Source organism: Nocardioides sp. NPDC054178 (genome assembly GCF_055585005.1).
Genome location: NZ_JBVJKY010000005.1, coordinates 419243 through 439235 on the forward strand (window position 1 = coordinate 419243; position 19993 = coordinate 439235).

At 70.9% G+C, this 19993-nt stretch carries 19 protein-coding genes; 10 read left to right on the forward strand and 9 right to left on the reverse strand.

Features of this window, described 5'->3' with window-relative positions:
- The first annotated feature begins 2 nt into the window (after positions 1-2).
- The 5 genes from ACZ6WN_RS20535 to ACZ6WN_RS20555 are packed head-to-tail and all read left to right on the forward strand — an operon-like array spanning position 3 to position 5922.
- The gene (locus ACZ6WN_RS20535) at positions 3-857 is read left to right on the forward strand and encodes an ABC transporter ATP-binding protein (RefSeq protein ID WP_465867157.1); all 855 of its coding nucleotides are present in this window, start codon (positions 3-5) and stop codon (positions 855-857) included.
- Positions 854-1675: an ABC transporter ATP-binding protein gene (locus ACZ6WN_RS20540; RefSeq protein WP_465867158.1), complete on the forward strand. Its 822-nt coding sequence runs from the start codon at positions 854-856 to the stop codon at positions 1673-1675. The genes ACZ6WN_RS20535 and ACZ6WN_RS20540 overlap by 4 nt, the downstream gene beginning before the upstream one ends.
- Entirely contained in the window at positions 1672-2655 is a 984-nt protein-coding gene (locus ACZ6WN_RS20545; protein WP_465867159.1) for an ABC transporter permease, read from the forward strand. The genes ACZ6WN_RS20540 and ACZ6WN_RS20545 overlap by 4 nt, the downstream gene beginning before the upstream one ends.
- A 1-nt stretch (position 2656) precedes the next feature.
- Positions 2657-3676 carry an ABC transporter permease gene (locus ACZ6WN_RS20550; protein WP_465867161.1) on the forward strand — a complete coding sequence of 340 codons (1020 nt, stop codon included), beginning with the start codon at positions 2657-2659 and terminating at the stop codon, positions 3674-3676.
- Positions 3673-5922: a glycoside hydrolase family 3 N-terminal domain-containing protein gene (locus tag ACZ6WN_RS20555; RefSeq protein ID WP_465867163.1), complete on the forward strand. Its 2250-nt coding sequence runs from the start codon at positions 3673-3675 to the stop codon at positions 5920-5922. Before ACZ6WN_RS20550 ends, ACZ6WN_RS20555 begins: the two co-directional genes overlap by 4 nt.
- Positions 5923-5982: 60 nt before the next feature.
- Here ACZ6WN_RS20555 and dapC read toward each other — a convergent pair whose 3' ends face one another.
- The gene (gene dapC / locus ACZ6WN_RS20560) at positions 5983-7089 is read right to left on the reverse strand and encodes a succinyldiaminopimelate transaminase (RefSeq protein WP_465867164.1); all 1107 of its coding nucleotides are present in this window, start codon (positions 7087-7089) and stop codon (positions 5983-5985) included.
- Positions 7089-7412 carry a ferredoxin gene (fdxA, locus tag ACZ6WN_RS20565; protein WP_008358813.1) on the reverse strand — a complete coding sequence of 108 codons (324 nt, stop codon included), beginning with the start codon at positions 7410-7412 and terminating at the stop codon, positions 7089-7091. The genes dapC and fdxA overlap by 1 nt, the downstream gene beginning before the upstream one ends.
- A gap of 79 nt (positions 7413-7491) precedes the next feature.
- Here fdxA and ACZ6WN_RS20570 point away from each other — a divergent pair, with 79 nt between their 5' ends.
- Entirely contained in the window at positions 7492-8379 is an 888-nt protein-coding gene (locus tag ACZ6WN_RS20570) for a GNAT family N-acetyltransferase (RefSeq protein WP_465867166.1), read from the forward strand.
- A gap of 4 nt (positions 8380-8383) precedes the next feature.
- Here ACZ6WN_RS20570 and ACZ6WN_RS20575 read toward each other — a convergent pair whose 3' ends face one another.
- The 6 genes from ACZ6WN_RS20575 to ACZ6WN_RS20600 form a co-directional block, all read right to left on the reverse strand.
- Positions 8384-8773 carry a VOC family protein gene (locus ACZ6WN_RS20575; protein WP_465867167.1) on the reverse strand — a complete coding sequence of 130 codons (390 nt, stop codon included), beginning with the start codon at positions 8771-8773 and terminating at the stop codon, positions 8384-8386.
- A 25-nt stretch (positions 8774-8798) separates the two neighbouring features.
- Positions 8799-9629 carry an esterase/lipase family protein gene (locus tag ACZ6WN_RS20580; RefSeq protein WP_465867169.1) on the reverse strand — a complete coding sequence of 277 codons (831 nt, stop codon included), beginning with the start codon at positions 9627-9629 and terminating at the stop codon, positions 8799-8801.
- Positions 9630-9738: 109 nt separating this feature from the next.
- Positions 9739-12099 (reverse strand): VanW family protein, encoded by a 2361-nt coding sequence (locus tag ACZ6WN_RS20585; protein ID WP_465867170.1) that lies wholly within the window; start codon positions 12097-12099, stop codon positions 9739-9741.
- 62 nt (positions 12100-12161) lie between these two features.
- Positions 12162-12515 (reverse strand): hypothetical protein, encoded by a 354-nt coding sequence (locus tag ACZ6WN_RS20590; protein ID WP_465867171.1) that lies wholly within the window; start codon positions 12513-12515, stop codon positions 12162-12164.
- Positions 12512-13432, reverse strand: a complete 921-nt coding sequence (mshB, locus tag ACZ6WN_RS20595; protein WP_465867172.1) for an N-acetyl-1-D-myo-inositol-2-amino-2-deoxy-alpha-D-glucopyranoside deacetylase — start codon at positions 13430-13432, stop codon at positions 12512-12514. The genes ACZ6WN_RS20590 and mshB overlap by 4 nt, the downstream gene beginning before the upstream one ends.
- On the reverse strand, positions 13429-14151 hold the full coding sequence (locus ACZ6WN_RS20600; RefSeq protein ID WP_465867173.1) for a (deoxy)nucleoside triphosphate pyrophosphohydrolase: 723 nt from the start codon (positions 14149-14151) through the stop codon (positions 13429-13431). The genes mshB and ACZ6WN_RS20600 overlap by 4 nt, the downstream gene beginning before the upstream one ends.
- Positions 14152-14263: 112 nt before the next feature.
- On the opposite strand from ACZ6WN_RS20600, the gene ACZ6WN_RS20605 reads away from it, so the two are divergent.
- Complete coding sequence (locus tag ACZ6WN_RS20605; protein WP_465867175.1) at positions 14264-15883, forward strand: M15 family metallopeptidase; 1620 nt, start codon at positions 14264-14266, stop codon at positions 15881-15883.
- 17 nt (positions 15884-15900) lie between these two features.
- Here the strand turns inward: ACZ6WN_RS20605 and ACZ6WN_RS20610 are convergent, their stop codons facing one another.
- Positions 15901-16728, reverse strand: a complete 828-nt coding sequence (locus ACZ6WN_RS20610; protein WP_465867176.1) for a thioesterase family protein — start codon at positions 16726-16728, stop codon at positions 15901-15903.
- A 45-nt stretch (positions 16729-16773) separates the two neighbouring features.
- Here ACZ6WN_RS20610 and ACZ6WN_RS20615 point away from each other — a divergent pair, with 45 nt between their 5' ends.
- From ACZ6WN_RS20615 to ACZ6WN_RS20625, 3 genes are read left to right on the forward strand one after another with little or no spacing between them, the layout of a single operon-like run.
- Positions 16774-17133, forward strand: a complete 360-nt coding sequence (locus tag ACZ6WN_RS20615) for a YidH family protein (RefSeq protein WP_465867177.1) — start codon at positions 16774-16776, stop codon at positions 17131-17133.
- Between the two features lie 58 nt (positions 17134-17191).
- Complete coding sequence (locus ACZ6WN_RS20620; RefSeq protein ID WP_465867179.1) at positions 17192-18262, forward strand: acetamidase/formamidase family protein; 1071 nt, start codon at positions 17192-17194, stop codon at positions 18260-18262.
- Positions 18259-19794, forward strand: a complete 1536-nt coding sequence (locus ACZ6WN_RS20625) for an AtzH-like domain-containing protein (protein WP_465867181.1) — start codon at positions 18259-18261, stop codon at positions 19792-19794. The genes ACZ6WN_RS20620 and ACZ6WN_RS20625 overlap by 4 nt, the downstream gene beginning before the upstream one ends.
- Positions 19795-19993: the final 199 nt, after the last annotated feature.

Consider the following 19993-nt stretch of genomic DNA (forward strand, 5'->3'; position numbering starts at 1 on the left):
CCATGGCCGATCAGCTGCTGACGGTGTCGGACTTCAGCGTCGTCTACGACGTCGACCCACCCGTGGAGGCCGTACGCGAGGTCTCGTTCACGCTGGACCGGGGCGAGATCCTCGGGCTCGCGGGCGAGTCGGGCTGCGGCAAGACGACCCTGGCGTACGGCATCCAGCGGCTGCTCCGGCCGCCGGCGGTGATCACGTCCGGATCGGCGGTGCTCCACGACCAGTCCGGACGCGACATCGACATCAACCTGCTCGACGCCGACGAGTTGCGGGCGTTCCGGTGGGAGAAGGCCTCGATGGTCTTCCAGGGCGCCATGAACGCCCTCAACCCGGTCCTCACCGTCGGCGCCCAGCTCGAGGACGTCTTCTCGACCCACCGCCCCCGGATGTCTCGTACGCAGCGGCGCACCGAGTGCGCCGACCTGCTCGACCTGGTGGCGGTGGGCCGGGACCGGCTCCGCTCCTACCCGCACGAGCTCTCCGGCGGCATGCGGCAGCGGGTGATGATCGCGATGGCGCTCGCCCTCAAGCCGCAGCTGATGATCATGGACGAGCCGACCACGGCGCTCGACGTCCTGGTGCAGCGCGAGATCCTGCTGCAGATCTCCGAGCTGCGCCGTCAGCTCGGCTTCTCGGTCGTCTTCATCACCCACGACCTGCCGCTGCTGCTGGAGATCTCCGACCGGATCGCGGTGATGCGCGAAGGCCGGATCGTGGAGATCGACACCGCGGCGAACATCTACCACTCGCCCCAGCACGACTACACCCGCAGGCTGCTCGGCTCGTTCCCGTCGCTCACCGGCGACCGTGGGGCGTTCCTGCGCACCGGCCTTCAGACCGGAGAGGTCTCCGCATGACGACCCTCGCCTTCGAGCAGGTGACCAGGACGTACAAGGTCCGGGGATCGGGGGTGATGAAGGCGCTCGACGACGTCTCCTTCACCCTCGAGTCGGGCCAGACGGTCGCGCTGGTCGGCCAGAGCGGCAGCGGCAAGTCGACGATCGCCAAGATCATCACCGGTCTGGAGACCGCGAGCACCGGCCGGGTGCTCCTCGACGGGACGCCCGTGCCGCGCCGCGGTGGCGCGCTGCGCGCCTACCGGCAGACGGTGCGGATGGTCTTCCAGGACCCGTTCGCCTCACTGAATCCCTACCACCCGATCCGCTACCACCTCGAGCGGCCGCTGCGGCTGGCGAAGGTGCCGACTCCCGACGGGCTGGAGGCGGAGGTACGCCGCCTGCTGGAGCGCGTCCGGCTCGACCCCGGCGCCACCCTGGACCGGCGCCCGCACGAGCTCTCCGGCGGACAGCGGCAACGGGTCGCGATCGCCCGCGCGCTGGCGTCGCGGCCCCGGCTGCTGATCGCCGATGAGCCGGTCTCGATGCTCGACGTCTCGATCCGGCTCGGCGTGCTCAACCTCCTGGCCGACCTGCAACGATCCGAGGACCTGGGACTGCTCTACATCACCCACGACCTGGCCACCGCGCGCCACTTCAGCGACCGGATCATGGTGCTCCACCACGGCCGCGTCGTCGAGCAGGGACCCGCCGACGACGTGATCCTCGACCCGCAGCACGACTACACCCGGGCGTTGCGCGACGCCTCCCCCGACCCGGACCGGCACTTCGCCGGGGTCTCGACAGGCTCGACCACCGACGAGGGAGGTGAGGCATGAGGTTCCTGCTGCGGCGTACGGCCTTCTATCTCTTCACCGCGTGGGCGGCGATCACGATCAACTTCATGCTGCCGCGGATGCTGAAGGGCGACCCCGTGACGGCCTACCTGATGCGCAACCCCGGACAGATCAGCCCCGAAGGCGTCGAGTCGCTGCGGGTGCTGTTCGGGCTCGAGCAGAACAGTTCGGTGCTCCAGCAGTACCTCGACTACTGGGGGCTGCTGCTGCGCGGTGACCTCGGGCAGTCGTTCTCCAGCGGGCTCGCACCGGTGACCGAGGTGATCGGCGGCGCGCTGCCGTGGACGATCGGCCTGGTCGGGCTCGCCACCGTGATCTCGTTCGTGATCGGCACCGTGGCCGGCGCGCTCATCGGCTGGCGCCGGGGCAGCCGGGCCGACCTGATCGTGCCGCTGGCGACGTTCTTCTCCACGGTGCCCTACTTCTGGATGGGACTGATCGTGATCGCGGTCTTCTCCTCGCAGCTCGGCTGGTTCCCGGCCTCGCACGCCTACGACACCGGCACCTACCCGACGGCGACCCCGGGGTTCGTCGGCGAGGTCGTCCGGCACGGCACCCTGCCTGCGCTGACCATCGTGATCTCCTCGCTCGGCGGCTGGATCCTGGGGATGCGCAACATGATGGTGACCGTCCTCGACGAGGACTACGTGACCGTCGCGCAGGCCAAGGGGCTCTCGCCGCGCCGCATCCTGGCGATGTACGCCGGCCGCAACGCGGTCCTCCCCCAGCTCTCCTCCTTCGCGCTGGCGCTCGGGTTCATCGTCACCGGGACCCTGGTGATGGAGCTGGTCTTCTCCTACCCCGGCATCGGCAAGCTGCTGCTCGACGCCACCAACGCCAAGGACTACCCGCTGATGCAGGGGATCTTCCTGGTCATCACGCTCACCGTGCTGGTGGCCAACATCCTCGCCGACGTCGCGTACGCGATCCTCGACCCGCGCACCCGCCACCAGGAGGCCTGAGATGGCATTCACCACCGTCGACGAGACGGCCGTCGCTCCCGCACCACCCGCCCGGACGCGTACGGTGCCGGGCAAGGTCGCCGCGGCGTTCTCGATGTTCGGCAACACCAAGTCGCTGGTGGGACTGGCGATCCTGATGTTCTTCGTGGTCGTCGCGGTGTTCCGGCACCAGATCGCCCCCTACGACCCCACCGAGAAGGACTATCTGGCGCTGCGCCAGCCGCCGTCGGGCACCCACTGGCTGGGCACGACGCACATGGGCGAGGACGTCTTCAGCCAGCTGGTCTACGGCACCTCGGGCGTGCTGCTGGTCGGGTTCACGGCCGCCGTGCTGGCCACCCTCGTGGCCGTGGTGGTCGGCGTGAGCGCCGGCTACCTCACCGGCTGGCGCTCCGAGACGCTCTCGGCGCTGACCAACGTGTTCCTGGTGATCCCGGGCCTGCCGCTGATCATCATCGTGGCCTCGCAGTACGACCATCCCTCGCTGTGGCTGATCTCCGGAGTGCTGGCGATCACCGGATGGGCCTGGGGCGGCCGAGTGCTGCGGGCGCAGACGCTCTCGCTGCGCAACCGCGACTTCGTCCAGGCGGCGCGGGCCAACGGCGAGCACCTGTGGCGGATCATCGCGGTCGAGATGCTCCCCAACCTCTCCGCCATCCTGGCCTCCTCCTTCGTCGGGACGCTGACCGCGGCGATCCTCGGCCTGACGACGCTCGCGTTCGTCGGGGTCATCCCGATCACGACGCTCAACTGGGGCACGGTGCTCTTCTGGGCGCAGCAGAACGGCGCCTTCCCCGACTACTGGTGGTGGTACGTCCCCGCCGGGCTCTGCATCGCGCTGCTCGGCACCGCGCTCTCGCTGATCAACTTCGGGATCGACGAGTACGTCAACCCGCGGCTGCGCTCCGCCGGCGAGCGGAGCCGGGCACAGCGCAGGTCGAGACGGCGTGGCTCCGCCACGCAGGGCATCACCGAGGTCCGTACCTCACCGATCCGAACCTCAGAGGAGAACCCCACGTGAGCGAGCCGTATCTGGACGCGACCAGGCCGGTCGAGGAGCGGGTCAAGGACCTGCTCAGCCGGATGTCCGTCGAGGAGAAGGTCGGGCAGATGCTGCAGCTCGACGCCCGCGACGACCTGGCCGACCACATCCTGCGGCGACGGGTGGGTTCGATCCTGCACGCCTCGCCGGAGCGGATCGCCGAGGCACACGTCCTGAACGAGCGGACCCGGCTGCGGATCCCGCTGATCGTCGCCGAGGACTGCATCCACGGGCACGCGTTCTGGTGGGGGGCGACGGTCTTCCCGACGCAGCTGGCGATGGCGGCCTCGTGGAACGCGCCGCTGGTCGAGGCGGTCGGGCGCGCCTCGGCGCGCGAGATCTCCGCGACCGGGGTGCACTGGACCTTCTCCCCCGTGCTCTGCATCGCGCGTGACCTGCGCTGGGGACGCGTCGGGGAGACCTTCGGCGAGGACATGCTGCTCATCGGCGACCTCGCCTCGGCGATGGCGCACGGCTATCAGGGCGCGGGCCCATCCGACCCGTCCGGGGTGCTGGCCACGGCCAAGCACTTCGTCGGCTACTCCGAGACGCAGGGCGGCCGGGACGCGTCCGAGGCGGACCTGACCCCGCGCAAGCTCCGGGCCTGGTTCCTGCCTCCGTTCGAGCGGCTCGCGCGCGAAGGGGTCGGGTCCTTCATGCTCGGCTACCAGTCGATCGACGGCGTCCCGATCACCGTCTCGTCGTGGCTGCTCGACGACGTGCTGCGCGGCGAGTGGGGCTACCGCGGCACCTTGGTCACCGACTGGGACAATGTCGGCCGGATGGTCTGGGAGCAGAAGGTACAGCCGACGTACGCCACCGCCGCGGCGGCCGCGGTGAAGGCCGGCAACGACGTCGTGATGACCACGCCGCTCTTCTTCGAGGGGGCGCTCGAGGCGGTCGCGACGGGGCTGCTGACCGAGGCCGACCTGGACCCCGCCGTCGAACGGGTGCTGTCGCGGAAGTTCTCCCTGGGCCTCTTCGAGAACCCGCGCCTGCCCGATCCCGAACGACAGTCGGTGGTGATCGGTGCCCGCGAGCATCGTGAGCTCAACCTCGAGATCGCCCGGGAGTCGCTGGTCCTGCTGCGCAACGACGGCGTCCTGCCGCTGCGGGGCGCCTCTCGCCGGGTCGCTGTCGTCGGACCGCTGGCCGACGACGCCGCGACCCAGCTCGGCGACTGGGCCGGGGCCTCCGGGCAGGCGGGCTGGCTGCCGGCGCCCGGGCAGCCGCGCGAGTCGATCGTCACCGTCCTCGACGGGCTGCGCGAGCTCGTCCCGGACGACTGGCAGGTCACCTACGCCGCGGGAGCCGACATCCTCGAGGTCGCCCCCGATCCCGAGGGGGCGCTCTTCCCCGACGGTCAGCCGCGGCCACAGGTGGTCGTGCCACGCCCGCCGGACCCCGCACAGATCGCCCGGGCCGTCTCGGCCGCTCGCGACGCCGACGTGGTCGTCGCAGTCGTCGGCGACCGGGTCGAGCTCGTCGGCGAGGGCCGGTCGACGGCCACGCTGGAGCTGGTCGGAGGGCAGATCGCTCTGCTCGACGCACTGGTCGCGACCGGCACCCCGGTGGTCGTCGTGCTGATGGCCTCCAAGCCGCTGGTCCTGCCCGCGTCGGTCTCCGCCGCCGCGGCGCTGATCTGGTCGGCCTCCCCCGGCCAGCTCGGCGGCGAGGCACTGGCCGAGCTGATCCTCGGCCGGATCGAGCCGTCGGGGCGGTTGCCGATCACCTTCGCCCGCCACGCCGGCCAGCTGCCGGTCTACTACAACCAGATCCGCGGCCAGCACGGCGACCGCTACGCCGACCTCAGCCAGCGGCCCGCCTACGCCTTCGGCGAGGGGCTCTCCTACACCACGATCGAGTACGCCGACCTGCGGCTGGAGGCCGCCGAGGTCTCCTCTGGCGAGACGGGCGCGGTCGTCTCGGCGACGGTGCGCCTGACCAACACCGGCACCCGCCCGGCGCGCGAGGTGGTGCAGGCCTACGTCTCCGACCTGGTCACCTCGGTCAGCTGGGCGGAGCGGGAGCTCAAGGCGTACGAGCTGGTGCATCTCGACCCCGGCGAGACGAAGACGGTACGCATCGACCTCCCCGTCGCCGACCTCACCATCGTCGACGCCCGCGCCGCGCGCGTGGTCGAGCCCGGCGAGTTCGAGCTCCAGGTCGGTCCCTCCTCGCGTGAGGAGGACCTCCTGCGCGCCAGGTTCACCGTGACCGACTGATCGTCGGTCGCGCCACCACCCGCTGGTCGAGCCGCAGGAGCCGACCAGCGGGGGCTGGGGTCAGGCGCTGAGGCGGGCGACGGCCGCGTCGACGCGTTCGTCGGTGGCGGTGAAGGCGATGCGTACGTGCTGGCTGCCGGCGCGGCCGTAGAAGGTGCCGGGGGCGGCGAGGATGCCGCGCTCGGCGAGCCATTCGACGGTGGTCCAGCAGTCCTCGTCACGGGTCGACCACAGATAGAGGGAGGCCTCGGAGTGGTCGATGCGGAAGCCGGCCGACTCCAGCGCCGTCTTGAGCTTGGCGCGACGCGCGGCGTAGCGGGCGTGCTGCTCCTTGGCGTGCTGGTCGTCGGCGAGCGCCGTCACCATGGCAGCCTGCTGCGGGCCGGGCATCATCAGGCCGAGGTTCTTGCGGACCTCGAGGAGCTCGCCCAGGATCGAGGCGTCACCAGCGACGAAGGCCTCACGGTAGCCGGCGAGGTTGGAGCGCTTCGAGAGCGAGTGGACGGCAAGAAGACCGTCGAACGAACCACCACACACGTCCGGGTGCAGGATCGAGACCGGAGAGGCCTCCCAGGCGCACTCGATGTAGCACTCGTCGGAGATCAGCAGCGTGCCGCGCTCGCGCGCCCACTCGACCGTCTTGCGCAGGTGCTCGACCGGGAGCACCCGGCCGCTCGGGTTGGACGGCGAGTTGATCCACAGGATGCGCGGCGCCTTCGGGCCCAGTGCGACCAGCGAGTCGGTGGCGACGGTGTCGGCGCCGACGAGAGCCGCGGAGACCTCGTAGGTCGGGTAGGCCAGCTCCGGGTAGGCGATCAGGTCACCCTGGCCGACACCGAGATGCAGCGGCAGCGACCCGATCAGCTCCTTGGAGCCGATCACGGGGAGCACGTTCTCGAGCCCGAGACCCGTGACGCCGTGGTTGCGCGCGAGCCAGTCGATCGCGGCCTGACGCACCGCGGGAGTGCCGATCGTGGTCGGGTAGCCCGGCGAGTCGGCAGCCTCGGCGAGGGCCTTCTGCACCACCGCCGGGGTCGGGTCGACCGGCGTCCCGACCGAGAGGTCGACCAGCCCGTCGGCGTGCGCCGAGGCCTTCGCCTTGATCGGAACGAGCTTGTCCCAGGGGAAGTCAGGCAGACGCTGCGAGACCGGGATCGAGGTCGGCATCAGTCCTGGTTCTGCGGGGGCAGGGCGGCGACGAACGGGTGGTCCTTGTCGATCTCACCCATGCGGGCGGCACCACCGGGCGAACCGAGGTCGTCGAAGAACTTGACGTTGGCGTCGTAGTACTCCTTCCACTCCTCCGGGGTGTCGTCCTCGTAGAAGATCGCCTCGGGCGGGCACACCGGCTCGCAGGCGCCGCAGTCGACACACTCGTCGGGGTGGATGTAGAGCATCCGCTTGCCCTCGTAGATGCAGTCCACCGGACATTCGTCGACGCAAGCCTTGTCCTTCACGTCAACACAGGGCTGGGCGATGACGTACGTCATTCGGGGCTCCTCCAAGCGGGGTATCACGAAAGTCAGAGGGGCACGACTGGCCCTTCAGAGGACAGCCTAGTATCCCCACGTGCCTGCTCATCTCCTGGGACCACATGTCGTCGGCCAGCGGATCGTCATCCGCCGCCTCGTCCCGGGCGAGACCGGCCCCACCGGCGGCCCCGCCTTCACCGACATCCTCGGAGTCTGTACGTCCTGGGCCGACGGCACCGCCGTCATCGAGCGTGAGTCCGGAGAGCGGGTGAGCGTGCCCGTCGCCGAGATCGTCTCCGGCAAACCGGTGCCGCCGCGGCCCAACGTACGTCTGCGGATCGGGGTACGCGAGGCCGAGCTGCTCAGCGCCGCGATCTTCCCCGGCACCACCTCGGAGCCGTTGGGCGAGTGGGTGCTCTTCGACCACGAGGTCTCGGTGCGCCGGCGGCCCAACTCGGCGCTGGCGGTCGGTGATCCGGGGGTCGGGCTCGAGGAGGCGATCGACCGGGTCAAGGCCTTCTACCGGACCCGCCACAAGCGCCCCCGGGCGAAGATCGAGGTCGGCTCCGCCGCCGAGGAGGCCCTGGTCGCGCGCGGCTGGGTCGAGGACGTGACCGTCGAGTTCCGGCTCGCCGGGATCGCCGCCACCCGCCGCATCCTGCCGCCGCCCGTCGAGGACGCCCAGGTCTCGGTCCAGCCGAACGACGCCCAGGTGCTGATCAACCTGGGCGACACCGCCCGGATCATGGGCACGATGGAGCGCGACTGGTTGGCCATCCACGACCTCGAGGTCGCCGAGGCGCACCGCCGTCGGGGCCTCGCCACGAAGGCCCTCGCCACCCTGCTCGAGTGGGGCGCCGAGCGCGGCGCCCGCGCCGCCTGGCTGCACGTCGAGACCACCAACGACCCCGGCCTCGCCCTCTACGAGAACCTCGGCTTCACCGAGCACCACCGCTGCCGCTACTACTCCTCGCCGACCCCGTAGGGAATCAGCCCGACAGCAGGTCCCACAGGTTCCCGAAGGGATCGCGGAAGACCTGAAGCGTGCCGTAGGGCTCCTCGCGCACTGGTCCGACGAGCTCGATCCCGGCGCCGACCAGCCTCTCGTACGCAGCACCGAAGTCGTCCACGCGCAGGAAGAACGTCACCCGGCCGCCGGTCTGGTCACCGACCCGCGCGGCCTGGTCCGGTCCGTCGGCCCGGGCGAGCAGGAACCCGGTGCCACCGCCGGGCGGGCGTACGACCACCCATCGCTTCGGGCGACCGTCGTTCGTGGTCGACGGGGCGTCCTCGGCGACCTCGAAGCCGAGCACGTCGCGGAAGAACGTCACTGCCTCGTCGTAGTCGGGAACGACGAACGTCACCAGATCCAGATGCATGGATGAACCGTAGGACGCCCGACGGTCAGCAGGTCTTCAGTGCCGGCGAGGCGGGGCCTTCGTGGGTGAGCGCGTCGAGGGTGAGCGCGATGGCGGAGGCGCTCGTCGGGATGAGCAGGTGCTCGGAGAGATCGAGGGCGCAGGCGTCCTGGATGCGTACGTTGGTGGTGTTCGGACCCTCGGCGAGGAAGCCCGAGGTGGCCGGGACGACGACCTCGTCGGTCGCGGTGATGATCTGGGTGTAGGAGACGTCGCCCGGGGTCTCGTCGCCCGCGTTCAGGTCGGCGAGGAACTGCGAGCCGGCGGCCTGCTGGGCACAGGACAGGCACAGCCCCGTGGCCTCGGTCGCGCCCTCGTCCACGATGATCGCGGTGCCGTGGTTGGACGGCGCGAGGCCGACGAGATCCTCGACGTGGGCGGCGCCACCGAGGTTCTTGATGTAGTAGCGCGGCATCATGCCGCCCTGGGAGTGACCGACGAGCGAGACCTTGTCGGCGTCGGTGACCTCGCGTACGCGCTCGATGAACTCGCCCAGGAGAGCCGCCGAGTCCCGGATGTCGCCGGTCGCGCGGTTGCCGTAGTCGAGCGAGTAGACGCAGAACCCGGCTCGCTTCATGGCCACCGAGATCGGGTCCAGCAGCGAGCGGCGGTCGCCGAAGGTGCCGTGCACCAGGATCACCGGCGTCGGGCGCTGTGCCGACGGCACGCACGCCCAGTCGTTGGAGCCGGCAGGGTCGCCGTAGGGCGATCCCGGCAGCGGGATCCCGGTCCGGCTCGAGCCCTCCGCGGCAGGGGCAGAGATCGGGGCCAGGACGAGTGCGACAGCGGCGAGGAGACTCAGCAGAAACGGGCGCATGACCGCTTCAACGAACGGTTGTGATCCGCGTCACGGTCCACCACGCCGAGTCGGCGCGTCATGACGCGCCGACTCGGCGAAGGGCTGGGTCAGAACCGGCCGGCTCGACTCAGTTGGGGTCGGCCGGGGGCGGCGGCTTCTCGGACTCGTCGGTGCACTCGACCTCGTCCTGCGGGATGTAGGTGGTCTTGAAGGTCTGGGTGTCGACCTTCGAGCCCGATCCGGCGTTGTAGAAGTCGCGCCAGACGTTGATCGAGAAGCCCTGCGCGCCGACGGTGTTCTCGCAGTTGCCGTCGGTGATCTTCTGCTTGCCGGGCGCCTTGAAGTCGTAGCGCTCGCCGGTGCGGGCCTTGATGTCCCAGATCTTGGTGGACCACATCTCGACGGTCACCGAACCCTGGCTGCTGCCGCTGGCGGGGTTCACCCAGGAGCGGATCAGGACGCCGTACTTGGTGTTGTTCTTGAACCTCAGGTCCAGCGAGGGCCAGGCGACGGTCGCCTCACGGCCGATCGGGTAGCGGTCGATGTAGAGCGAGTGCGCCTTGTGCTCGACGTCCTGGAGCCCCGCGAAGAACATCGCGTTGAACGTGGTCGTCGCCATCTGCGAGACACCGCCGCCGTAGTCCTCACGGAAGACGCCGTTCTGGATCATCCAGCCCTTGGTGAACCCGTTGGCGGCAGTACGCTCCCCGACGATGCCGTTCATCGAGAAGGTGTCCCCCGGCGCGAGCACGGTGCCGTTGACCAGCTCGGCCGCGCGACCGATGTTGACGTTGCGGTATTCGGCGTAGGGGAAGTTGGTGGTGAAGGTGGAGACCTTCTCCTTGATGCCCCAGGCCTTGGCCTCCTCGGTGGTGACCTTCGGCTTGGCGACCTTCGACTTCACCTCGACGGTGCGGTCGCCCGAGGGCGCCGTGACGACGTCGAGGAAGACCGCCTCCAGGTCCTTCTGGTTGAAGGTGACACCCGGCTTGGCGGGGATGACCTTCGGAGCGCCGTTGACCATCTTGACGGTCGCGTCCACCGGCTTCGCGGCGTCGTCGGCGAGGGCCTTCTTGAGCACCTTCTTGAGCTTGGCGGGCGCGACCGAGGCCTGCAGCTCGCCGTCCTTCGGGTCGAACCGGATCGCGTCGCCGAACTCCTTCGGGGACAGCTCCACCGGGGTCTTCTCGAACTTCAGCGTGATCGGCCCGGAGACCGCCGGGGTGGCGACCTTGTCGACCGCCTCCTGGACGTCGGCCTCGTCGACGTCCGGGGTGAGCTCCGCGAGCGGTACGTCGGCCTTGCGCTCGCCCTCGGCCAGCAGCTGACCGGCGAGCGCGGTGCGGAGCGCGTCGTTGCTGACACCCTCGCCCGCGACCGGCTGGGTGGTCTTGATCTTGCCCTTCTTGATGACGACGTCGCCGTCCTTGAAGGGGGTGCCGGCACGCTTGTTCACCTTGGCCGCGACCTTGGCGATCAGCTTGTCGTCGGCCTTGATGACGGGCTCGATCTCACCACCGCCGGTGAAGTGCCGCCACAGCTTGAGCGGGCTCCAGCTGCGGACGGCGTTGGCCCTCTCGATCGTCGCCTCGGCGTCGAAGCTCAGGCCGGCGTCGGCCGGGTTGACCTCGGTCGTGCTGTCGCCGGCGGTCACGTGGATCGGCTGGCTGTGGGCCGGGGCGAACTTCTCGTCGAGCAGCGGGGTCGCCTCGGCGGCCGTCATCCCGCCGATGTCGACGCCCGCGACCGTGGTGCCCTCGGCGATCTTCTCCCCGGCCACCGCGTAGGCAGCGGCCCAGCCGGCGAAGGCCAGGATGGCGACGCCGCCCACGAGCGCGGCGGCGATCTTGGTGCCGGTGCCGAGCGGCTTGCTCTCGGCCGCGACCGGCTGGGCGTAGTCAGGCTGCTCGAAGGCGGGCTGGAACGCGGGCTGCTCGAAGTGGGGCTGCTCGAAGGCGGAGTGGTCGGCAGGGGCCGGCTCGTGCACGACGAACGGCCCGACACCCACGACGGTCTCCTCGAGAGGCTCGTCGTCGAAGTCGGGGGCGTCGTGGACCCGGCCGTCGAGCGCCACCTCGGTGGCCGCTTCGCTCGCCAGGTCGGGGGCGGCGTCGACCGCATCCGGCTCCGGGGCGAACTTCCGGTTCTTCGAGACGAAGAGGAAGTTCTCGTCCTTCGGCAGCTCCGCGCGCTTGGGCAGCTCCGAGCGCAGCATCGTGCTGCGCAGCAGGGTCTCCTCGGCGGCGTCGTCGCCGAAGTCGCCCCCGCCGGGGACGATCCTGGTCGCACCGTCCGGCTCGTCGTCGGGTACGTTCGCGACCGGCGTGGCACCCGCGGACTCGGCAACACGGGCGTCGATCTCGATCTGCGGGATCATGATCGTCTCGATGGCAGCATCGTCCGCGCCAGCTCGGCTGGCGTTGGACCCGGCCGCGTGAGTTTGCTTCGCGGGCTCGGGGGCCTTGAAGGCCTCGGGCTCAGTGGACATGCGGGAGAGCCTAGGACCTATACCCCCCTAGGCCGAACCCGTAGCCCATCTTGGGACGTTCGTCACTTCCCGGGGAGGTCCTGATCAGCCCGTGGCGTGACCCTCGACACGGTCGCGGTGGCCACCACGATCATCAGCACGGCCCAGAAGATCATCAGGTATCCCTCCACATCGCCCGCGACGGCATACCCGCCCGTCGGCCTCGGCGTCGCGGCCAGCGCGACCACGATCGCCCAGGCCGCGGCGTACGCGATCCTCGAGGCCCCGCGCGGCAGCACGAGCAGCAGCGCCGAGGACGCGGCCACGGCGAGCAGCAGACCCCACCACCACGGGTGCACGGCGACCGCCGAGACCCCGACGAGGAGGCCGAGGAGAAGACCGGCCCCGCACCGGGCAACGCCGCCGAGCAGCCTCACAACCCGGCGAAGAGGTCGGTCAGGGTGGTCCCGTCGGTCGCGTCGAGGTCTCCCATGGCGATCCGGAAGTGCTCATGGGACCACGCGGTCGTGCCGAGGCTGTTGGTCATCGCGAACATGCCCTGCTCCATGTCCATCTGGGTGGGGTAGGCGCGCATCGCCGCGACCTTCTGGTCGGCGTAGGCGGTGCCGTCGATGGCGGCAGCGATGTCGACGTCGGGCGTGGCCATCGGCAGCGGACCCTCGGGGTCCATCCCGCCGAGCGCGTCCACGTCGCCGGCCGCGCGGGCCGCCCGCAACCCCTCGCGGATCCAGCTCTCCGCGATCGCGGTCCAGAAGATCCGGTCGATCTCGTGGGGCTCGCCGAGCTCCTTCTTGTAGGTCGGCACGGCCGCGAGATGGGCGGCGTACGTCGCGACCCGGTGGGCCTGGATGTGGTCGGGGTGGCCGTAGTTGCCGAACTCGTCGTAGGTGACCAGCACCTGCGGGCGCACCTCCCGGATGATCGTGACGAGGTGGTCGGCGGCCTCGTTGAGGTCGGCGTACCAGAAGGCGTTCTCGCGGGCGTCGGGGTCGGGGAGCGCGTGGGTGCGGTCCTCGCTCCAGGTCATCCCGGAGTCGCGGTAGGTGCCGAACCCGCCGAGCCAGCGGTGGTCGACCTCGCGGCCGTCGGGCGCCTTCAGCGCCGTCATCGCGTCCGCGATCTCGCCCCGGCGGTGCTCGCCGAGGGCGTCGTCCTGGTCGGCGGCGAGATGAGCCAGCTCGGGCACCAGGATCTCGCCCATCTCCCCCGCCGTGCAGGTCACCAGGGTCACGTGGGCGCCCTCGGCGAGATACCTCGCCATCGTCGCCCCCGTCGCGATCGTCTCGTCGTCGGGATGGGCGTGGACGAGCAGCAGGCTCTTCTCAGAAGTCACGAGCTCGATCCTAGGTCGGGGCCAAGGTCGGGCCGCTTTATCCGCTTGGGGTTGTCGGGGAGGTCGACGGGTTCGGGGGCGATCGAGTCGTCCGGGGCCTCCTCGGGGACGTCGAGCCAGCCGTCGTACTGGTCCACCAGCAGCTCCAGGACCATCTCCGGGGCGTCGGTCTCCACCGACCAGGGGTGGTCCTCGTCATCGTCCTCGCCCTGGTAGCGCTCCCGGCCGACCCGGGCCGTCCAGCCCTCACGCTCGAGGATCTCCGCCGCCGAGCGGGCGTCCTCCTCCTCGAAGAAGATGCCGCGCAGGGTCGACCCTTCGGGCACTCCGAGCACGTGGCGGAGTGCATCGAGGAACGGACGGTCGGGCTCCAGCCAGTCGACCGAGTCGAGGTCCTCGGCGGCCAGCCAGAGGACCTGGTCGTGCTCGCGTGGCCGCGGCTCGCCCGCGACCACCCGGGCGGTCGCGGCGACCAGCCGGTGGCTCTCGCCGATGGGCGCCTCGCCCTGCATCCAGTCGAGCACCTCGATCAGACAGCCGAGCTCCTCGCCGATCTCCCGGACGAGGGCCGCCTCGGGCGTCTCCCCCTCCTCGACCTTGCCGCCGGGGAGCTCCCAGCGTCCGGCGGCCTCGGGCGGGGACGTACGTCTCGCGGCGAGCACCTGCTTGCCGTCGGCGCTCAGGATCGCCGCGGCCACTACGGTCTTGGGGCTGTTCACGTGTGAGATTGTTCCCTAGACGCCCGGAAAGTGGTGTCTCTTGGGTACGCTCCAACGCCGTGCCCCGCCGTCTTCTGCTCATCGCCTGCCTGCCCCCGTCCGGGGCCCGATCATGAGCGATCAGCAGTGGCCCCCGCGGCGCCCCGGTGAGCCTCGCCAGCCCTACCGGGGACAGCAGCCCCACCCGGGCCAGCAGCAGCCCCACCCGGGTCAGCAACGGCCTCATCCCGGCCAGCGTCAGCCCTACCCGGGCGGGCAGCGCTACTCCGAGCAGCGGCCCCACCCGGCCCAGCAGCCCTACCCACCGGCGCCGCAGCAGCCCTATCCGCAGGAGCGGCCGCCCTACGGCCGGCAGCCCTACCCGGACCAGCAGCCGTACCGCGGTCAGCCCTACCTCGAGCAGCCCTACCCGGAGCAGCCGCACCCCGACCAGCCGTATCCCGATCAGCCCTACCCGGACCAGCCCTACCCCGAGCAGCCCTACCCCGAGCAGCCCTACGGGGGGCAGCCGCCCGGGGCGTACCCGCCGGGGTTCGGTCCGGGCCGGTTCGGGCCCGAGCCGGCGAAGAAGCGGCGGTGGCCGAAGGTGCTCGCGGGACTGCTGGTGCTCGTCCTGGTCGGGGTCGCCGGCTACGGGGCGTACGACTTCTACGACCAGCGCCAGAAGTGGGAGCAGACCACGACCGACGACCTCGACGGCGTCGGCAGCGACCTGGCGGTGGCGGTCGCGTCTCTGCGCAGCGTCGGCTGGGAGGTCACGGCCACCGACATCGGGACCTGGCTCGAGCAGCCGGGCGCCTACGGCGACGGTCTGAGGCTGCGTACGCTGCAGGCCGACGAGGCGGGGAGCAGCTTCTCGGTCGCCGGCTACCGGACCTGGCAGGACACCTACGCCAAGCGCGACCACACCACGGTCGTGTGCGCGAACATCACGCTCGCGTCCGGCACCCAGAAGCCGCTGAGCGAGTCGGTCACGACCTGCCCCGACGACGTCCCGAAGACGGCACCGGACGCCGGCCAGGCGGATGCCGACACGGAGGCGGGCGGGGTCACCGGTCACCTCGCCGAGCTGGCCGTGGAGGCCTCCGAGCAGCGCGCCGCCGGCGCGACCGAGGGCAAGCTCCTCCAGGTCGCGGCACCGACGAAGCCGGTCGGCAACGTACGCGCCGACTCGACCGCGCTCGTGTGCTCGCCGGGAACGAAGGACCTCGGCGAGGGCGAGGGGTATGACGAGGGCAAGCTGATCCCGGTGCGACTCTGCGCGGTCGAGGGGCTGCCCAACACGGGCACCGAGAGCACCCAGGGCGACCCCTACTACATCGACGGCTCCGACGGCCTGACCGTCGTCAACGCCCGCATCTCCGGGGCCGCGGCGGCGCTGGTCAAGAAGGCCGCCAAGCAGGGCGTCGACCTGGTCGCGGGCAGCTCGTTCCGGACGATGAAGAAGCAGAAGGCGCTGTGCCAGGAGGACGTCACCGGCGGCTGCCCGGCCGGCGACTACACGCTCACCGCCCGGCCCGGCTACTCATCGCACCAGCTCGGCATCGCCATCGACTTCGAGCAGCCCAGCGCGACCGGCGGCAAGACCTGCGCGACGCGAGCCTCGGAGCCGGCCAGCGCGGTGTGGCGATTCCTCAACAAGACGGCGTTGAGCGTCGGGCTGAAGCAGTACGCGCCCGAGGCGTGGCACTGGGACGCGTACGGCGGGAAGGACCGCTGCGCCCCGATGTGATCCGCGGCGCCGTCAGGTCAGGCGCGCGGCAGCCGAGCCAGCTGGCGCGCCTGCGCGACCAGCCTGCCCTCGGAGTCCCAGACCTCGCAGTCCTCCTCGAACATGCCGCCCGAGAGGTTGCGCGAGAAGTGGGTCACCTTGAGCCAGCCCGGTGCCGGCTTGTGGCGGATGTGACAGGTGAGCTCGAGGGTCGGCGCCCAGCCCGGCAGCTCGAGCCCGAAGGTGACCGGCGGGAGGGCGTCGAGCACCTGCAGCAGGGACAGCGGGTCGGGCTCGCGGTCGTGATGGCGGAACCAGCCGGTGAAGACGGCCTCGCCCGTCGGCGCCGCGCCGCCCCAGACGAACTGGTCCTTCGGCACGCAGAGCTCGTAGCGGTCGAGCATCGGCACGAACTGCTTCACCTCCTCGGGCGCCGTGGTCGAGGAGAGGCACTCCTCGAGCGGCGGCAGCTCCGGCTCGGTCGCGGTGACCCGCTCGAAGCCGCTGCTCTTGGCGTGGAGGCCGTCGAGGTCGGCGTACGTCGCGGTGGTGGTGATCCGCAGGTCGTCGCCCTGCCACAGCTCGGCGGTCGCGATGGCCAGCGAGCCCTTGTCGCGCTTGGTCTCGATCCGGACCTCCGCCGGCCCCGGCGTGCTCGCGCCGGCGTAGAACGCGCTGAGCACGATCGGGTCCGGGTGGTTCGGCAGGTGGGCGCGCAGCGCATTGGCGATCACCGCGAGCAGGTAGCCGCCGTTGACGCCGCCGCCGACCACCCAGCCGGGGGCGAGCTCGGCCGCGTACGTCTTCTCGCCGGTCCTGCGGACCGCGATGTCACGGTCGAACTCAGCCTGTTCCCTATTACCCATGGGTAATAATCTAGATCGATACCCGATGTGGTGGACGATGGGGGCATGACTGACCCCCGACACCCGCACTGGGTCTACGGCCACGGCTCGGAGCCGGATCCTCGGTTCACGCTGGCCAACGAGCGCACCTTCCTGGCCTGGGCGCGCACCGTGCTCGGCCTGCTGGCCGGCGCGGTCGCGCTGCACTCGTTCCGCGTGCCCAGCGCCGAGGGCGTACGCGTCGGGGTGATCGGCCTGCTGGTGCTCACCGCCATCCTGTGCACGGTCTTCGCGATGGTCCGTTGGGCACGGGTCGAGCGCGCCATGCGGGAGCGGCGCCCGCTGCCTGCGTTCTCCGCCGGGTTCATCCTCGCCGGCGCGCTCTTGCTCATCGCGGTGCTGCTGGGCATCGCGCTCGTCTTCTGAGCCGTCCGGCTGATCCGGTCGTCACAAGCGTGAAACATCGGTTCCATACGGTGCGGCCATGACCGGCCCCGATCTCGACGACCCGACCATGACGACGCTTCAGCCCGGGACCGGGCCGATCACCTCCGCCACCTACCTCCCGGCCGAGGTCGACAACGTGCTGTGGGGACGCCTGCCGTGCGCGACGGACTCCCCCGTGCTGAGCATCGCGCCGGGGACCTCGGTGACGGTGGACACGATCTCCCACGAGGGCATCCTCGAGGACCAGGGCCGGGACCCGGAGAGATTCTTCTCGGCCCACGGCGTCGCGGAGGTCCTTGCCGACGCGGTCGCGCTCGCGGCGTCGGGCTATGAGCGGACCTTCGGCGTCGACGGGCCGCACGTGGTCTCGCGGCCGATCGAGATCGAGGGTGCCGAGGTCGGCGACCTGCTCGCGATCACGGTGCTGGAGACGCTGCCACGCGTGCCCTACGGCGTCGTGTCGAACCGGCACGGGCGCGGCGCGCTGCCGGGTGAGTTCCCGCGCGGCGGAGAGCCGGTGCACAGCGTCTTCACGCCCGTCGTCGACGGACGCGGGGTGATCGGGCCGGCCTCGTTCGCCCTCGACCCGTTCCTCGGGATCATGGGCGTCGCGGTCCCCGGGTCGGAGCGGCCGCACTCGGTCCCGCCCGGGTCGCACGGCGGCAACATCGACATCCGGCTGCTCACGGCCGGGGCGACCCTCTATCTGCCGGTCCAGGTCGCCGGGGCCCTGGCCTACGTCGGCGACCCGCACTTCGCGCAGGGTGACGGCGAGGTCTCGCTGACCGCGCTGGAGGCCTCGCTCCGGGCGACGCTCCGCTTCGACCTGGTCGCTCGCGAGGAGGCCGCCGAGCGCTTCGGCGAGCTCGCCGGGCCGCTGGCGGAGACCTCGGAATTTCTCATCCCCACCGGTCTCGACGAGTCCCTCGACGTCGCCACGCAGAACTGTGTCCGAGCCGCGATCGCCCTGCTCAGCGCTCGGTTCGGGATGTCGCCCGAGGACGCCTACGCCTATCTCTCGGCGGCCACCGACTTCCGGATCTCTCAGGTGGTCGACGTCGTCAAAGGCGTACACGCCACGATCCGCAAGGCAGACTTCGCCCTATGACCCCTCGACAAGCTCGGGACGGCGCCCAGCTCAAGCCGGTCCCCCACGGGCTGCTGCAGGCCTTCCGGGCGTACGAGAGCGCGCTGATGTCCGACGACATCGCCGCTCTGGACGCGCTCTTCGCCGATTCCCCGACCACCCTGCGCGGCGACGCCGCCGGGCTCCTCGTCGGGCACGAGCAGATCGCGGCCTTCCGCGGGTCGCGCGGCGGCGCGCCCAAGCGGCGCATCGTGCAGACCCATGTGCAGGTGATCGACGAGGACCACGCGCTGATCGTCGCGGTCACCGAGCTCGACCGCGGCGGACGCGGGCTGCAGACGCAGCTGTGGGCCCGGGACCCCGTGCGGATCGAGTACGGCGGCTGGCAGGTCACCGCGGCCCACGTCTCGGCGCCGGCGCCGGCCTTCGACACCCGGATCTGGCGTGTCGTCGGCGACCCGCTGGTCTCCTCGCACACCGCCGACGGCGCGCTCTCGGGAGAGAGCGTCGCGGTCAAGGACCTCTTCGCGGTCGCCGGTTTCGCGGTCGGCGCCGGCAGCCCGGCGTGGCTGGAGCAGGCCCCGCCTGCGCCGGCCCATGCCGCCGCCGTGGCCTCGCTGCTGGACGCGGGCGCGTCGGTCCGCGGGATCGCGCGCACCGAGGAGTTCGCCTACTCCCTCTCGGGTCTCAACGCCCACTACGGGGCGCCGCCGAACCCGAAGGCGCCCGGCCGGATCCCCGGCGGCTCCTCGTCGGGCTCGGCCACCGCGGTCGCGCTCGGTCAGGCCTCGATCGGGCTCGGGACCGACACCGGCGGCTCGATCCGGGTCCCCTCCGCCTATCAGGGCCTCTACGGGATCCGTACGTCGCACGGGGCCGTCTCGCGCGACGGCCTGCTTCCGCTCGCCAAGGCCTTCGACACCGTCGGGTGGATGACGCGCTCGGCGTTCCTGCTGCAGGCGGTGGGTGACGTACTGCTGCCGGATGCTGCGGCGACGTCGGTGGACGAGATCCACCTGGTGCCGTCGCTGGTCGGGCTCGCCTCCGAGGACGTGGCCACCGCGGTGAGCGACGCCCTGCCCGAGGCCAAGCCGCTGGACTGGGAGCCGGCCCGTCTGGACGCGTGGCGGCAGGCGTTCGTCACCGGTCAGGCCTACCAGGCGTGGCAGGCCCACGGAGCCTGGCTCGAGACCCGGCTCGACACGCTCGGCGAGGCGGTACGCGGGCGCTTCGAGATGGCCCGGTCGGTGACCCGCGAGCAGGCCGCCGAGGCGCGTGCGGTGCTCGCGCAGGCGCGTACGGAGATCCTCGACGTCGTCGGCGACCGCGTCCTCGCCTACCCCAGCGCCTCCTCGGTCGCACCGACCGCGGCCGACGCGGCCGGGGTGCGCGACGACACCATGCGCCTCACCTGCATCGCCGGTATCGCCGGCCTCCCCGCCGTCTCGATCCCCGTCCGCACCCCCACGAACCTCCCGGTAGGGTTGTGTCTGGTGGCCGCCCCCGGCCGCGACCGCGACCTCCTCGCCCTCGCCCAACACCTCGCCGAATAGTCAGTTCTCGACGGCGACACGTCAGTTCTCGACGGCGACACGTCAGTTCTCGACGGCGAAACGTCAGTTCTCGACGGCGAAACGTCAGTTCCTGACAACGACACGTCAGTTCCTGACAACGACACGTCAGTTCCTGACAACGACACGTCAGTTCCTGACAACGACACGTCAGTTCCTGACAACGACACGTCAGTTCCTG